This window comes from Streptomyces sp. 8N114 (assembly GCF_052245835.1).
GTDB lineage: Bacteria > Actinomycetota > Actinomycetes > Streptomycetales > Streptomycetaceae > Streptomyces.
In genome coordinates this window covers 30886-44779 of record NZ_JBQQBT010000021.1, presented here as the reverse complement: position 1 = coordinate 44779, position 13894 = coordinate 30886, and the positions used below count along the sequence as shown (strand labels likewise).

13 protein-coding genes are annotated in these 13894 nt (G+C 72.8%); 7 read left to right on the top strand and 6 right to left on the bottom strand.

Features of this window, described 5'->3' with window-relative positions:
• The first annotated feature begins 22 nt into the window (after nt 1-22).
• From ACTWQF_RS29540 to ACTWQF_RS29530, 3 genes are read left to right on the top strand one after another with little or no spacing between them, the layout of a single operon-like run.
• On the top strand, nt 23-1162 hold the full coding sequence (locus ACTWQF_RS29540) for a lipid-transfer protein (protein ID WP_443282791.1): 1140 nt from the start codon (nt 23-25) through the stop codon (nt 1160-1162).
• 4 nt (nt 1163-1166) lie between these two features.
• Nucleotides 1167-1640 carry a Zn-ribbon domain-containing OB-fold protein gene (locus ACTWQF_RS29535; protein WP_443282789.1) on the top strand — a complete coding sequence of 158 codons (474 nt, stop codon included), beginning with the start codon at nt 1167-1169 and terminating at the stop codon, nt 1638-1640.
• Nucleotides 1637-2422, top strand: a complete 786-nt coding sequence (locus tag ACTWQF_RS29530) for an enoyl-CoA hydratase/isomerase family protein (RefSeq protein ID WP_443282788.1) — start codon at nt 1637-1639, stop codon at nt 2420-2422. The genes ACTWQF_RS29535 and ACTWQF_RS29530 overlap by 4 nt, the downstream gene beginning before the upstream one ends.
• Here ACTWQF_RS29530 and ACTWQF_RS29525 read toward each other — a convergent pair.
• Nucleotides 2419-3060: a hypothetical protein gene (locus ACTWQF_RS29525; protein WP_443282786.1), complete on the bottom strand. Its 642-nt coding sequence runs from the start codon at nt 3058-3060 to the stop codon at nt 2419-2421. The two genes, ACTWQF_RS29530 and ACTWQF_RS29525, sit on opposite strands and share 4 nt — an antisense overlap.
• Nucleotides 3061-3272: 212 nt before the next feature.
• On the opposite strand from ACTWQF_RS29525, the gene ACTWQF_RS29520 reads away from it, so the two are divergent.
• Nucleotides 3273-4235 carry a hypothetical protein gene (locus ACTWQF_RS29520; RefSeq protein ID WP_443282785.1) on the top strand — a complete coding sequence of 321 codons (963 nt, stop codon included), beginning with the start codon at nt 3273-3275 and terminating at the stop codon, nt 4233-4235.
• Between the two features lie 33 nt (nt 4236-4268).
• On the opposite strand, the gene ACTWQF_RS29515 is transcribed toward ACTWQF_RS29520, so the two are convergent.
• The gene (locus tag ACTWQF_RS29515) at nt 4269-7238 is read right to left on the bottom strand and encodes an outer membrane protein assembly factor BamB family protein (protein WP_443282784.1); all 2970 of its coding nucleotides are present in this window, start codon (nt 7236-7238) and stop codon (nt 4269-4271) included.
• A 306-nt stretch (nt 7239-7544) separates the two neighbouring features.
• On the opposite strand from ACTWQF_RS29515, the gene ACTWQF_RS29510 reads away from it, so the two are divergent.
• Nucleotides 7545-8192 (top strand): TetR family transcriptional regulator, encoded by a 648-nt coding sequence (locus ACTWQF_RS29510; protein ID WP_443282783.1) that lies wholly within the window; start codon nt 7545-7547, stop codon nt 8190-8192.
• Nucleotides 8193-8198: 6 nt separating this feature from the next.
• Here the strand turns inward: ACTWQF_RS29510 and ACTWQF_RS29505 are convergent, their stop codons facing one another.
• Together ACTWQF_RS29505 and ACTWQF_RS29500 are read right to left on the bottom strand one after the other, a co-directional pair.
• A complete protein-coding gene (locus ACTWQF_RS29505) occupies nt 8199-8687 on the bottom strand; it encodes a nitroreductase/quinone reductase family protein (protein WP_443282782.1) in 489 nt (162 codons plus the stop codon).
• Nucleotides 8666-9958: an acyl-CoA dehydrogenase family protein gene (locus ACTWQF_RS29500; RefSeq protein ID WP_443282780.1), complete on the bottom strand. Its 1293-nt coding sequence runs from the start codon at nt 9956-9958 to the stop codon at nt 8666-8668. Before ACTWQF_RS29500 ends, ACTWQF_RS29505 begins: the two co-directional genes overlap by 22 nt.
• Before the next feature lie 121 nt (nt 9959-10079).
• On the opposite strand from ACTWQF_RS29500, the gene ACTWQF_RS29495 reads away from it, so the two are divergent.
• Nucleotides 10080-11288 (top strand): thiolase C-terminal domain-containing protein, encoded by a 1209-nt coding sequence (locus ACTWQF_RS29495; RefSeq protein ID WP_443282779.1) that lies wholly within the window; start codon nt 10080-10082, stop codon nt 11286-11288.
• 12 nt (nt 11289-11300) lie between these two features.
• Here the strand turns inward: ACTWQF_RS29495 and ACTWQF_RS29490 are convergent, their stop codons facing one another.
• Together ACTWQF_RS29490 and ACTWQF_RS29485 are read right to left on the bottom strand one after the other, a co-directional pair.
• Entirely contained in the window at nt 11301-11789 is a 489-nt protein-coding gene (locus ACTWQF_RS29490; protein WP_443282778.1) for a GNAT family N-acetyltransferase, read from the bottom strand.
• Between the two features lie 221 nt (nt 11790-12010).
• Nucleotides 12011-12457 (bottom strand): Zn-ribbon domain-containing OB-fold protein, encoded by a 447-nt coding sequence (locus ACTWQF_RS29485; RefSeq protein WP_443282776.1) that lies wholly within the window; start codon nt 12455-12457, stop codon nt 12011-12013.
• A 97-nt stretch (nt 12458-12554) separates the two neighbouring features.
• On the opposite strand from ACTWQF_RS29485, the gene ACTWQF_RS29480 reads away from it, so the two are divergent.
• On the top strand, nt 12555-13772 hold the full coding sequence (locus tag ACTWQF_RS29480; RefSeq protein WP_443282848.1) for a flavin-containing monooxygenase: 1218 nt from the start codon (nt 12555-12557) through the stop codon (nt 13770-13772).
• Nucleotides 13773-13894 lie beyond the last annotated feature (122 nt).

Sequence of the window (13894 nt, the reverse complement as noted above, 5' to 3'; positions counted from 1 at the left end):
CGAGCACGTCCGGGAGGACGCCATGAAGGACGCCACGGCGATCGTCGGCATAGGCCAGACGCCGTTCGCCAAACGGCTCCCCGAATCCGAGAAGGCCCTCGCCTGCCGCGCGATCCTGCGGGCGCTGGACGACGCGGGGATAGCACCCGCGGAGGTGGACGGTTTCGCCTCGTACACGATGGAGGAGACAGACGAGGTCGAGGTGGCCAAGTCGATCGGCGCGGGCGACGTGACGTTCTTCTCCAAGGTCGGCTACGGCGGCGGCGGTTCCTGTGCGACCGTGGCGCATCTGGCCGCCGCCATCGCCACCGGGCAGGCCACCGTCGGCGTCGCCTGGCGCTCCCGCAAACGCGGCTCCGGCGGCCGGCCGTGGCGCAACACCACCGTGCAACTGCCCACCCCCGCACAGTGGACCCGCCCCTTCGGGCTGCTGCGCCCGGCCGACGAGATCGGCATGCTCACCCGCCGCTATATGCACGAGTACGGTGCCACCCGCGACCACCTCTTCAACGTGGCACTGGCATGCCGCAACCGCGCCAACCAGAACCCCGCCGCGATGATGTACGAGCGGCCGCTGACCCGCGAGATGTATATGACCTCCCGCTGGATCAGCGAACCGCTGTGCCTGTTCGACAACTGCCTGGAGACCGACGGCGCGCTCGCGTGCGTCCTCGTCTCAGCCGACCGGGCACGCGACTGCCGCAGCAAGCCCGTCTATGTGCACTCCGCCGCGCAGGGCCTGCCCGCGCAGCACCACGGAATGGTCAACTACTGGGCCGAGGACCCCCTGCGCGGTCCGGCCTGGACCGCGGCGCAACAGCTCTGGAAGCACGCCGACCTGTGTCCACAGGATGTGGATGTCGCCCAGATCTACGACGCGTTCACCGCACTCGTCCCCCTCTCCCTGGAGGGCTACGGCTTCTGCGGGCGCGGCGAGGGTGCGGCCTTCACCGAGGGCGGCGCACTGGAGATCGGCGGGAGGCTGCCGCTCAACACCTCCGGGGGCGGGCTCAGCGAGGCGTACGTACACGGCTTCAACCTGATCACCGAGGGCGTCCGCCAGCTGCGCGGCACCTCCACAGCCCAGGTGCCCGATGCCGCGACCTGCCTGGTGACGGCGGGCGAGGGCGTCCCCACCTCCGCACTGCTGCTGAGGAGTTGAGACCATGACCGCCGAACCGGCCGGCCTGCCGGAAACCGGACTGCTGCTGCCCGTGCCCGACGACGACGGAGCGCCGTTCTGGTCGTACGCCGCCGAGGGCGAACTGCGCGTACAGGCGTGCTCCGGCTGCGGGGTGCGGCGCTTCCCGCCGCGGCCGTGCTGTCCGCACTGCCAGTCGTTCGAGGCCGAGTGGCAGCGGATGAGCGGACGCGGACGTATCTGGTCCTATGTGGTGGCCCATCCGCCGCTGCTGCCCGGCTACGCCGAAGCGGCTCCCTACAACGTCCTCGTGGTGGAGCTGGCCGACGACCCCTCGATCCGGCTGGTGGGCAACCTGGTCGCCGCACCGGACGCACCGCTGGGCTCGCTGGCCGCCGACAAGCTGCGCATCGGAGCGCCCGTACGGGCCGTCTTCCGGCAACTCGGCGACGGCGAACGGCACACGGCCGTGCCCCGTTGGGTGCTGGAGCGGCCATGACCATCCGTCTCGAGCGGCAGGACGGCGTTGCGACCGTGACCCTGGACCGACCGCAGAAGCACAACGCGCTCGACTTGGCCGACGCGGCCGCGCTCGCCGGCATCTGGCGCGGACTGCGTACCGACCGGTCGGTGCGCGCGGCGGTGGTCACCGGAGCGGGCGGCCGGGCCTTCTGTACGGGCATCGACCGGGCAGCGGTCGCGGAGGAGGGCTCCGTTCCACAGCCGCATGCGCCCTTTGCAATCGAGGATCCGTTGCTTTCAATCGGGCCGAAGAGCAACGACCTGTGGATTCCGGTCGTCGCCGCCGTCGAGGGCATGGCCTGCGGCGGTGCGTTCTATCTGCTGAGCGAGGTGGAATTCCTCGTTGCAACGGAGGAGTCCGCCTTCTTCGACCCGCACACCAGCTACGGCATGGTCAGCGCCTACGAGGCGATGGGGATGGCGCAGCGGATGCCGTTCGGCGAGGTCGCGCGGATGGCGCTGATGGGAGCGGCCGAGCGGATCTCCGGACGCCGCGCCTACGAGACGGGGCTCGTCTCCGAGCTCGCGCCTGCCGGCGGGGCGCTTGACGCGGCGCTGCGCTGCGCCCGGGTGCTGGCCTCCTATCCGTCCGGGGCAGTCCAGGGCACGGTGCGGGCCGTCTGGGCCGCGCGGGAGGCGGCCCGCAACCAGGCCATGGCCCAGGCCCCGCCCCTGATAGCGCTCGGCAATCTGCCGCTGGAGCAACAGGGGGAGCTGTTCCGGGGGCGGAGCGGCAGCACCGCTTTCCGGACCCGCTAGGCGACGCTGGAGACCTCGCACTCCTCGACGTCCCGCACGACCTCCGGGTGGTCCATCGGCACCTCGACCGACTTGCTCCTGCCGACCGGGACGGTGACGACGGCCGAGCCGTTGTCGACGAGAGTGCCGTCCGCGTCCCGGAAGTCGACGCGGACGCTGAACGTGCCGGTGTTCCTGCCCGTGTTGCGGACGCGGACCACAGCGCCGGGCTCCGCCTTGCTCTTGAGCTTCCGGCCCTTGGCGGCTGCGCACTCCGTCACGGTGCCGGACGCCTCGGTGCTGTCACGGCTCGAACCACTGGAGGTGCTGCTGGACGTGGTGCGGTTGTTGTCGTAGCGGCCGTTGCCGCCATAGCCGCTGCTACTGCCGTAACCGTCACTGTCGCCGCTGCTGTAACCGTCGTTTCCGGAACTGCTGCTGTAACCGTCGCTGCTGTAACCGCCGCCGCCAGAGCTGCTGCTGGAGCTGTGGCTGCTGGAACTCTTGCTGCTGCACCCGCCCCCGCCGCTTCCACCGCTGCTGCTCTTGCTGACGCCACTGCCGCCGCTGCGTCCGCCACCCGAGGAACGGGCCGGGCTGAAGCCGCTCAGTGCCACCAGCACGATGGTGACGGCGGCGAGCAGCTTGATATGACGCATCCGCTTCATGATGTTCCCCCGATGAGTACCTGTTCCGCGCGGCACCGGAGCCGACGCCCGTTGCTTGTCGCGTGCAGTACAACTTTTCTCACCGGCTCAAGACGCCCGCAGTGGCGAGGGGGTTCCCGGCGGCGTAGCGTCGATTGCGGATCACGCACCCGTGCGGCGTCGGGAGCGGCGCCGGAAAGCGAGGCGAGACCATGATCCGAAACATGATCGGGTCGCTGCTCGCCCTCATCGGAGCGGCGGCCGCCGTATACAGCCCCTTCCGACCGTGGTACGACGGCCGCTTCGGACGCGATTTCCGCCTCGACGAACTCTTCCAGGGCGGAGGCATCACCGGCGCCGACGCGGCTCTGTTGACCGGGCTGTTCGTGCTGATGGTGATCGCGGCGGCGGTGGCCGTGGTCGGCGTACTGCTGCAATCACGGCTGACCGTGGTGTTCGCGGGTGTGCTGTGTCTGGGCTTCACCATCCTGTGGATGGTCCGGCAGGGCCAGGCCGCCGGCAGCCTCTCCGCCGGCAACACCGGAGGGCTCGCCTCCGGTGCCTGGCTCGCCCTCGGCGGGGGACTCCTGATGCTGCTCGCCGGCGCCCTGATGGCAGGCCGCCGCACCCTGGCCCGCCGACGGCACGCCGCCGAGCCCGCGGCAGCGGGAGGCGCCGGTGTCGTTGCCGGGGCGCCCTACTACGGGGATCGGGGGAGGGGAGAGGACACGCTGGAGCAGCCGTTCGCGGGGCCACCGCCGCCGCAACAGCCGTATCCGGAGCAACAGCCCTACCCGGAGCAGCAGCCCTACCCGGGACAGCAGCCCTATCCGGAGCAACAGCCCTATCCGGGACAGCCCGGGATGCGTGGAGCGCCCCCGCAGGAGCCGTACCCTCCGGGGCCGCCGCCCCCGGAGCCCGGGGCCCCGCCCCCGGGCCGGCCGTTCAAGGGCCCGGCGGAGCACCAGCAGTACGCGGGCCCACCGGCCCCCGAGGAGCGCGAGCCGTACGAGCCCCAGCCCGGCACCCAGGGAGCCCCGCTCGACGAGCCGTACGAACGCCGTCCCGAGGCGGAGGGCGAACCGCGCCCCGACAACACCCGCCGCTTCCCCACCCCGCCTCCCCCGGAGGAAGAACAGCCCAGCGACGAGGACACCTGGCCGCACCGGGGGCGCGACGCGGCGTGACGGACGGGAGCCGGGCGGCAGCCGGCCGGGGCCTCAGCCGGAGTGCCGGGCCTGGCCGGTGCCCTTCGTCGCGTCCAGCGCGTAGACGCAACGGTCCTTGCTGCACGCGTAGATGACGCCGCCGACGGCCACCGGCGAGCCGGTGATCTCCCCGCCGGTGGCCAGTTTCCAGCGCAGCTGGCCGCCCACTGCGTCGACGGTGTACAGGCAGTGGTCGGCCGACCCGAAGTGGACCCGGCCGTCCGCGACGACGGGTGCGCCCACCACGTCGGCACCCGTCGCGAAGCGCCAGCGGGGCGTTCCGCTGACCGCGTCGAGGGTGTACAGGGCGCTGCCGCTGCCGAGGTGCACCAGCCCGTCGGCGACCACGACCGGCTCCGTCGAGTGCCGTGCCTCGGTGGCGATGCGCCAGCGGTCGTGGCCGTTGCCGGAGTCGAGCGCGTACACGGTGCCGAGGTAGTCGGCGAGGTAGACGCCCCCGCCCGTCACCCCGGGGCCCGGGACGAAGGCGGGTGGGCACAGGAACGCGGCCGGGGCGTCGAACCGCCACCGCTCGTGTCCTGTCGCGGCGTCCAGCGCGAACACCCGGGAGCCCGCGCTCACATACACGGCCCCGTCCTCGGCGGCGGTCACCCGTACGGGAACGCCGCCGGTGGCGGAGACGTCACCGACCGGGTACGTCCAGCGTTCGGCGCCGGTCCGGGCCTCCAGCACGTACAGCCGCCCGTCCGCCCAGGTGTAGACGGCGCCGTCGGCGATGACGGGCCCCGCCTCGGGCGTCTCGAAGTCGGTCTGGGCGCCGGTCAGTTCCCACAGCTTCTCGCCGCTGGCCGCCTCCCATGCCTGTACACCGCCGCCACGGGTACCGGTGACCACGGTGCCGCGGTCGACCTGGAGCGAGTAGACCCAGCCGTCGGTGGCCAGCCGCCAGCACTCGGAACCGTCGGTGGCGTCGAGCGCGTACAGGCTGGGCCCGTCCGAGGCGTGCACCCGCCCGCCCGAGACCGCCATCGACCAGGCGACCTCGCGCGTCTTGAACTCCCTGCGCCCGCTGGCCACGTCCAGCACGTGCACCTCGAACGAGGTCACATAGACCCGGTCGTCGGCGACGACGGGCGAGCCCCACACATCGTTGGACATCCGGAACCGCCACGGCCGCCAGCGCTGCGGGCCACCGGACTGCGACCCGCCGCCCGCGTGCGCAGACCCCGCGGACGGCGGGGACTGGACGGGGTGCGGAGATGGCTGCGAGGGCACCCCGGGGGGCGGCTGCTGGTGCGGCGGGGCAGCGGGCGACGCCTGCCCGGGGCCGCCCTGGTCGGAGCCCCCGGCGTGCCGCGGCCCCTGAGCGCCGTACGGGCGGGCCAGCGGATGGGCAGGCGGCGCGGCGGAAGCCGATGCGGGGCCTGCCGAGGAGACTGCCCCCGGCGACACCGCCGAAGATGCTCCGGACGCCGACTGCTGGGGCAACTGCGCGTACGGCTGTGCGGCGGAGGACTGCGGAGTGCCTTCCTGGCCACCCCCGGGCGGGCGCACCCAGCCGGAGGTCCCGGCGGCCTCGGCGTCGCGGCCGGTCTCGTCCGAGCGACGCGGCCCGGGGCCGATCGGCAGCTGTGCGCCGGGCAGCTGCACCGATCCCCCCTCGGGGTTGCCCGGCTGGGAGGCGGGACGCGAGACGACGGGGCCCGGGCCGGAGCCCTGGCCCGCCTCCGCGCTTCCGGAGCCGCCCGGGGCGCCGGAAGCCCCGAGGGAGCCGCCGACGGCGCGCGGTCCCGGCGGGATGCCCTGGTCCCACTCGGCGACGGCGGCACCCGGCCCGCCGGCTCCTGCCGCGGCTCCCGCGCCGGGCCCGGATGCCGCCGGGGCCTGGCCCGCTGCCGCGCGCCCGGCCGCCGGGGGCCCACCGGGCCCCACGGACCCCAGCGCCGAGCCCCCCGCGCCACCCGCACCCGCGCCCGCACCGACCGCGTCGACGGAACCGCCCGCATTGCCGGAGCCGCCCGCACCGTTCCCGCCGCCCCCGGCACCGGCACCGGCACCGTCGCCTCCCGCTGCGGCGCCCTCGGCCACAGCTGCGGCAGCGGCAGCGTTCTGCCGGCGCATCGCACGGCCGCCCCTGCGGCGCTCGATCAGCGAGACGGCCGTGGACGGCAGCCATGCCGAGACCGTGCCGCTGTCGTCGCTTCCGGCACCGAACAGATGCGGGGCGAGCTGCGCCTGGAGGTCGGCGGGCGTGGGCCGCTCCTCGGCGTTCATTCGCATACAGGACTCGATCAGCGGACGCAGCTCGTCCGGCAGTCCCTCAAGGTCGGGACCCTCGCGCAGCAGCATGAAGACCGTCTCCACCGGATTGGCCCCGTGGAAGGGCGCATGGCCGGTGGCCGCGAAGACGAGCGTCGAGGCGAGCGAGAAGACATCGCTGGCCCCGGTGACGCTGCGGGAGTCCCGCGCCTGCTCGGGCGACATGTACGCGGGCGTACCGACGGCGACGTTGGTCATGGTCAGCCGGGTGTTGGAGACGCCCGAGGCGATACCGAAGTCGATGACGCGGGGGCCGTCCTCGAGGACGAGCACGTTGGACGGCTTGAGGTCGCGGTGCACCAGACCGGCGCCGTGGATGGACTGGAGCGCCTCGGCGACGCCCGCCGCCAGCCAGCGCACGGCCTGCACGGGCAGCGGTCCGCACTCGGTGACTATTTCCTCCAGGGAGGGCGCGGGCACATAGGCGGTGGCCAGCCACGGCACGGCGGCGCGCGGGTCGGCGTCCACGACGGCCGCGGTGTAGAAGCCGCTGACGGCACGGGCCGCCTCGACCTCCCGGGTGAAGCGCACCCGGAAGAGCTGATCCTCGGCCAGCTCGGTGCGCACCGTCTTGATCGCGACCCGGCGGCCGGATGCCGAGCGTGCGAGGTAGACCAGCCCCATACCGCCGGAACCGAGACGGCCCAGCACCTCGAACGGGCCGATCCGCCGCGGATCGTGCTGTGTAAGCTGCTCCACCACTTGTCCTGCCACCTCCCCGTAGGGGCCGTAAAATCTGCCCGTTCCCGCCCCGTGCAGCCTCTCACTGCCGTGCCGGACCTGACGGCCCGGACGCCGATTCTTCCTGGCGAACGCGGCGGTTGCGAACCCGGGGGCGACACGTAAGTGTCTCCGTGGCCCGACAAAGCCCGGGATGACCCGGAGAATCCGGCACGCGGCCTTGGCCGTGTATCACCCCAATTGCCCCCACCCCCATCAGCAATCCGAGCGCACCCCGTTTGCCCGCTGACGAATCGCGGGCCGATCACCCCTCGGTAAGCTGACGGCATGACAGGACAAGTGCGAACCGTCGACGGCCGGGTGGCCGGACGCCGCGGTCAGGCGACGCGGCAGAAGCTGCTCGACTGCCTCAGCGAGATGCTCAGCTCGTCGCCCTACCGCGACGTCAAAGTCATCGACGTGGCACGGAGAGCGGGCACCTCTCCGGCGACCTTCTACCAGTACTTCCCCGATGTCGAGGGCGCCGTCCTGGAGATCGCGGAAACCATGGCCAAGGAGGGTGCGGGCCTCACCGAGCTGGTGGCCGGCCGCTCCTGGGTCGGCAAGGCGGGCCGGCAGACGGCCGAGGACCTGGTCGAGGGCTTCCTCACCTTCTGGCGCAAGAACGACGCGATCCTGCGCGTGGTCGATCTCGGCGCGGCGGAGGGCGACAAGCGGTTCTACAAGATCCGCATGAAGATCCTCAACTCGGTCAACAACTCCCTCGCCGACACGATCAAGGACCTCCAGTCCCGGGGCAAGGTCGACAAGGAGATCAACGCCGCGGCCGTCGCGGGCTCCCTGGTCGCCATGCTGGCCTCCGTGGCGGGCCACCAGAAGGGCTTCCAGACCTGGGGCGTCAAGCAGTCGGAGCTGAAGCCGAGCCTGACGCTCCTGGTCCACCTCGGTGTGACGGGCAAGAAGCCCGCCAAGTAGCCACCGTCAGTCCTGCTCCCGGCGTTCGAGGCGGAAGATACGGATCTGCCGCTCGATCCGCGCCTGGTAGACGGCGTACGGCGGCCAGAACCGCAGCAGGTCCCGCCACGCCTCCTCCCGCTCGTCCCCCTCCAACTGCCGTGCCCGTACCGGAATGTCCCGCCCCTGGTAGCTGATCCACGCCTCCGGGTGCCGGCGGAGGTTTGCCGTCCACGCCGGATGGCCCGGCCTGCCGAAGTTACTGCCCACCAGCAGCCAGCTCCCCCGCTCCTTCTCGGGCATGCATGCCAGCGGCGTACGCCGCGACTGCCCGCTCTTCGCGCCCGTCGATGTCAGCACGACTCCGGGCAACAGCTGGTTGCTGAGCATCGTCCGCCCGCCCGACAGCCGGTGCACGGCCCGGTCCAGCACGGGGATCACATACGGTGCGATGCGCGCGAAGGCCCTGGTGGACGAGATCTTCTGGACCAGCTTCACGCCGCTTCTCCCGGCCATCGGACGGCGACCGCCTCTCCCTCGTGCTCTCCTCCGCCTTCTTCTCTGCGCGCTCCCTCACCCAGCCCGAACAGCGCCGCGCGCTCCGCGGCACGCGCGCGCAGCCGGTGCACGGGACCGAACAGCAGCTCGTCGCCTGCCGCTCGCTTGAAGTACAGGTGCGCCTCGTGCTCCCAGGTGAAACCCACCCCGCCGTGCAGCTGCACCGCCTCGGCGGCGGCCGGGCGTAGCGCCTCCAGCCCCTGCGCGAGCGCCAGCCCGCCTGCCGTGGCGGACTCGCCGTCGGGCAGACCGGCCGGTCGGTCTGCCGCCCATGCCGCGTAGTACGCCGCAGAGCGGGCCGCCTGCAGCTGTACGTACACGTCCGCCAGCCGGTGCCGTACCGCCTGGAACGAGCCGATGGGCCGCCCGAACTGCTCACGCGTCTTGACGTACTCGACGGTACGGGTCAGCGCGCCGTCCGCCGCTCCTACCGCCTCGGCGGCCAGCACGGCGGCAACCCGCGGCCCGGCCGCCGCCAGTGCGGGGCACACATCCGCGGCGCTGTCGCCGAGCAGTGTGGCGGTGACGTCCCGCAGTTGCACCCGGGCCACGGCGCGCGTCTCGTCCAGCGCGGTCTGCCGGGTGCGTACGAGGCCGTCCGCGTCGCCGTCCTCACAGTCGACGAGGAAGAGCAACGTCCGGCTGCGGGTGAAGCCGCCCGTGTGCGCGGCGACGAGCAGCAGCCCGGCGCTGTGGCCGCCGAGCACCTGGTCCGCCTCCCCGTACAGCCGCCAGCCCTCCTGCGCGCCCCCCGTGCGGTACGACGCCTGCACACCGCCCGCGCGCCCGCCGCCCGCCCAGCCGCGGCCGGAGCCGGTGAGCCCGAGCGCCGAGGAGAGGGCGCTGCCGGAGGCGGCGAGGGCCGCGGTCAGCCCGCCGGAGGCGAGGCGGGGCAGCAGACGGCCGCGCTGTTCCACGGTGCCGAGCTCGGCGAGGAGCGGAGCCACGAGCACGGCCGTGGGCAGCAGCGGCGAGGGCAGCAGCGCGCGGCCCGCCTCTTCGAAGGCGAGGGCGAGTTCGAGCGTGCCGCAGCCGATGCCGCCGTACGCCTCGGGCAGCGCCAGGCCGGGCAGACCGAGCTGCCGGGCGAGGGTGTGCCACAGGGCGGTGTCGTACCCCTCGCGCTTCAGCACGGCCGCCCTCACCGCTGCGGGGCCGCAGCGGCGCGCGAGGAGCTCGCGCACGGTGCGCCGCATCTGTTCCTGCTCCTCGGTGAACGCGGTCTCCATCGGCGGCGCCCCCTCACGACTCCAGCAAGCTGACGGGTCGTCATATTAGAGAGGGCGAGGCGGGAAGCCCAGAGGCGCGCACCCTGCGATCGTCAGCGATACCTGATGTACCGTCAGCTTCATGCCGGTTGCCGACACCATCAGCCCGCATCACCCCGGCCGCCGCGTCGCGGTCGCCGGGGTCGCGCTCTCCGACTCCGGGAAGGCCGGCGCGGGGAGGCCCGACGCGGCGACGCCGTACGCGCTGCACGCGCAGGCCGCCCGCCGCGCCTTGGCCGATGCGGGGCTCGACCGGTCCCACGTGGACGGGCTCGCCTCGGCCGGACTGGGCACCCTGGCTCCGGTGGAGATCGCCGAGTATCTGGGACTGCGGCCCACCTGGGTGGACTCGACCTCCGTCGGCGGGGCCACCTGGGAGGTGATGGCAGCGCACGCGGCCGACGCCATCACGCAGGGCCGGGCCGAAGCCGTACTGCTCGTCTACGGCTCGACCGCCCGCGCCGACCTCAAGGCGGGCCGCCGCACCGCCAACCTCTCCTTCGGCGCGCGCGGCCCTCTCCAGTTCGAGGTTCCCTATGGGCACACCCTCGTCGCCAAGTACGCGATGGCGGCCCGTCGGCACATGCACCAGTACGGCACCACCCTCGAACAGCTCGCCCAGGTCGCCGTGCAGGCCCGCGCCAATGCCGCCACCAACCCCGAGGCCCTGTACCGCGAGCCGATCACCGTCGAGGACGTACTGTCCGGACCGTTGATCGCCGACCCGTTCACCAAGCTGCACTGCTGCATCCGCTCGGACGGCGGCTGCGCCGTGCTGCTCGTCGCCGAGGACCGGGTGCCGGACCTGGCCACCGAGCCAGTGTGGATTCTCGGTTCGGGCACGGCCGTCTCCCATACGACGATGTCCGAGTGGGAGGACTTCACCGTCTCCCCGGCCGCCGTCTCGGGACGTATGGCCTTCGCACGCGCCGGAGTCACCCCGCACGACATCGATCTGGCGCAGATCTACGACGCGTTCACCTATATGACCCTCGTCACGCTGGAAGATCTCGGCTTCTGCGCCAAGGGCGAGGGCGGCGCCTTCGTCGAGGAGGGGCGGCTGGTGCGGGACGGTGCCCTGCCGGTGAACACCGACGGCGGCGGTCTGTCCGCCTGTCACCCGGGCATGCGCGGCCTGTTCCTGCTCGTCGAGGCGGTACGGCAGCTGCGCGGCGAGGCGGGCGACGGACAGGTCCGCCGCCGCGATGGAACCCTCCCGGAGCTGGCCGTCGCCTCCGGGACGGGCGGCTGGTTCTGCTCCTCGGGAACGGTGGTGCTGGGCCGGGGGTGAGACCCGGGGGCGTCAGAACCGCTGGTACATGATGTGCAGCCCCACGTAACCGTGCTCCGGGTGCAGGAAGCCCTCCTCCAGCGTGGCGACGGTCTCGAAGCCGAGCGACTTCCACAGCGCCACGGCACCGGTGTTGGTCTCCACCACGGCGTTGAACTGCATCGCCCGGTAGCCCTCCCGCCTGGCCCACTCCAGAGCGTGCTCGCCCAGCGCGCGGCCGACACCCTTGCCGCTGCGGTCCGGGTCGACCATGAAGCTCGCCCCGGCGATGTGCGAGGCGCCGCCCATGTGGTTGGGGTTCATCTTGGCGGAGCCGAGTACGGTGCCGTCGTCGTCCACGGCCACGACGGTGCGGCCGGGCGGCTGGAGCATCCAGGTCTCGCGGGCGGCGGGCTCGTCCATGTCGCGGGGGTAGGTGTAGGTCTCCCCCGCGGCGACGATGCGCCGGAAGAAGGGCCAGATGGCCGGCCAGTCGGCTTCGGTGGCTACGCGGATCTGCACGGGCCCAGCATGCGGGACGCACACCTTTTGCCGCCAGCGAATAGGTTGCCCGGCGGATCCGAGAGGGGGTGCCCCTGCCCGAAGCCCGCGGGCTGCGGGTGTGTTGTGGCTGGTCGCGCAGTTCCCCGCGCCCCTGTCGGGGCGCGTCCCCCGGCGAAGCTTGGGCAGTCTGCGCCAGGGGCGCAGGGTGGGCAAGCGCAGCCCCCCGTGCGGGGCAAGCCCTAACTCCGGGCGGGCCGGAAGACGGGCACGGCCGGGCCCTCCGTCCTCCGGAACGCGACCCGGAGCTCCATCCCCACCCGCAGCGCCTCGGGCGGGCAATCCGTGATCTCCGTCATCATGCGCGGCCCCTCCGCGAGTTCGACCACGGCGGCCACGTACGGAACGCGGGTACCGAACGGCGGCAGGTCGTTGCGATGGACGACGGACCAGGTGTAAAGCGTGGCGTGCCCACTGGCCTCCTCCCAGCAGACGTCCTCGCTCCAGCAACGCGGACAGAACTCCCGCGGGTAGTGGTGCGCGACGCCGCAGCCCCGTGCACGACAGCGGCGCAGCAGCAGCCGCCCTTCGGCCGCCGCCTGCCAGTACGGCGCGGTGAACGCATCGATGTCCGGCAGGTCGAACCGCTGCCGCGCTTTCTGCGCCGTCTGTGCCGCCGTTTCGTTCACGAAGCCCCCTCACCTCAGCTGACGGTATGTCAGTTCTAGGCGTTGCCGCATAAGCCCGCAAGGGTGGGTGCACCGACCTAGGATGGTCGTCATGCCCATGCCCGACAGCGGCACGCCCGTCCACATTCTCGGGGCCGGGCCCGGGGGCCTGGCCACGGCCGCGGCCCTGCGGGAGCGCGGCATCAGCGCGGTCGTACTGGAGCGGACCGACGCCGTCGGCTCCTCCTGGCGCAGCCACTACGACCGGCTGCGTCTGCACACCGCCCGGACCCATTCGTCCCTCCCCGGCCTGCCCATCCCCCGCGCGTACGGGCGCTGGGTCGCGCGGGCCGACGTCGTGCGCTACCTGGAGCAGTACGCGGCACACCACCGGATCGAGGTGGCGACGGGCGTCGAGGTGCACAGGCTGGACCGGGCCAACGGCACGGAGAGCGAGACGCCTGGCGGCGCGGGGGACCCTGAAGGCGCGAAGGACCCTGAAGGCACGGGAGACCCCGAAGGCACGCAATGGGTACTCCACGCCAACGGAGGGCGGCGGCTGACCGCGCCCGCGGTCGTCGTCGCCACCGGCTACAACCACACCCCGCACCTGCCCTCCTGGCCCGGCCGCGACAGCTTCACCGGCGAACTGCTGCACGCCTCCCGCTACCGCTCCCCCGCCCCCTTCGCGGACCGCGACGTACTGGTGGTGGGCGCGGGCAACACCGGCGCCGAGATCGCCGCGGACCTGGTGGAGGGCGGCGCCGGACGCGTACGGCTCGCCGTCCGGACACCGCCGCACATCCTCCGCCGCTCCACCCTCGGCTGGCCCTCGCAGCGCAGCGCGATCCTGTGCCGGAGGCTGCCGGTGCGGCTGGTGGACCGGATGGCCGCGCAGCTCACCAAGCTGTCCGTCCCCGATCTGGCTCCCTACGGGCTGCCCCGCCCCGAGGCGGGCCTGTACACCCGGGCACGCGAGGGTGCCATCCCGGTGCTGGACGCGGGACTGGTGGACGCGGTGCGGCAGGGGAAGGTGGAGCCGGTGGCCGCCGTCGAGTCGTTCGAGGACGGCAAGGTGCTGCTGGCGGACGGGGAGACGATCAGCCCCGAAGTCGTCATCGCGGCCACCGGATACCGGCGCGGGCTGGAGGACCTGGTCGGCCACCTGGGCGTACTGGACTCCCGCGGCCTGCCCCGCACCCACGGCCGGCGCACCCACCCCGCCGCCCCGGCCCTCTATTTCACCGGCTTCTCGAACCCCCTCAGCGGCAACCTCCGCGAACTGGCCCTGGACGCCCGCCGGATAGCCAAGGCCGTGGCCCGCGCGGCGCACTGAACCCTGCGGGGGCTTCAGCGAGCGCGTCGGGCCCTGGCCGATCCGGGACGCAGCCCTTCCTGACGCTTCGTCAGTTCAGTAACCTGACAGAGCGTCAGTTCCAGGGAGGCGCCAGTCCCAGG

Excerpts from the sequence above, each read along its gene's own strand:
- ACTWQF_RS29495 (WP_443282779.1), top strand. The coding sequence starts at position 10,080 with ATGCCGGTTGCCGACACCATCAGCCCGCATCACCCCGGCCGCCGCGTC.
- ACTWQF_RS29525 (WP_443282786.1), bottom strand. The coding sequence starts at position 3,060 with ATGCGTCATATCAAGCTGCTCGCCGCCGTCACCATCGTGCTGGTGGCA.
- ACTWQF_RS29535 (WP_443282789.1), top strand. The coding sequence starts at position 1,167 with ATGACCGCCGAACCGGCCGGCCTGCCGGAAACCGGACTGCTGCTGCCC.
- ACTWQF_RS29510 (WP_443282783.1), top strand. The coding sequence starts at position 7,545 with ATGACAGGACAAGTGCGAACCGTCGACGGCCGGGTGGCCGGACGCCGC.
- ACTWQF_RS29500 (WP_443282780.1), bottom strand. The coding sequence starts at position 9,958 with ATGGAGACCGCGTTCACCGAGGAGCAGGAACAGATGCGGCGCACCGTG.
- ACTWQF_RS29505 (WP_443282782.1), bottom strand. The coding sequence starts at position 8,687 with ATGGCCGGGAGAAGCGGCGTGAAGCTGGTCCAGAAGATCTCGTCCACC.
- ACTWQF_RS29520 (WP_443282785.1), top strand. The coding sequence starts at position 3,273 with ATGATCGGGTCGCTGCTCGCCCTCATCGGAGCGGCGGCCGCCGTATAC.
- ACTWQF_RS29540 (WP_443282791.1), top strand. The coding sequence starts at position 23 with ATGAAGGACGCCACGGCGATCGTCGGCATAGGCCAGACGCCGTTCGCC.
- ACTWQF_RS29480 (WP_443282848.1), top strand. The coding sequence starts at position 12,555 with ATGCCCGACAGCGGCACGCCCGTCCACATTCTCGGGGCCGGGCCCGGG.
- ACTWQF_RS29530 (WP_443282788.1), top strand. The coding sequence starts at position 1,637 with ATGACCATCCGTCTCGAGCGGCAGGACGGCGTTGCGACCGTGACCCTG.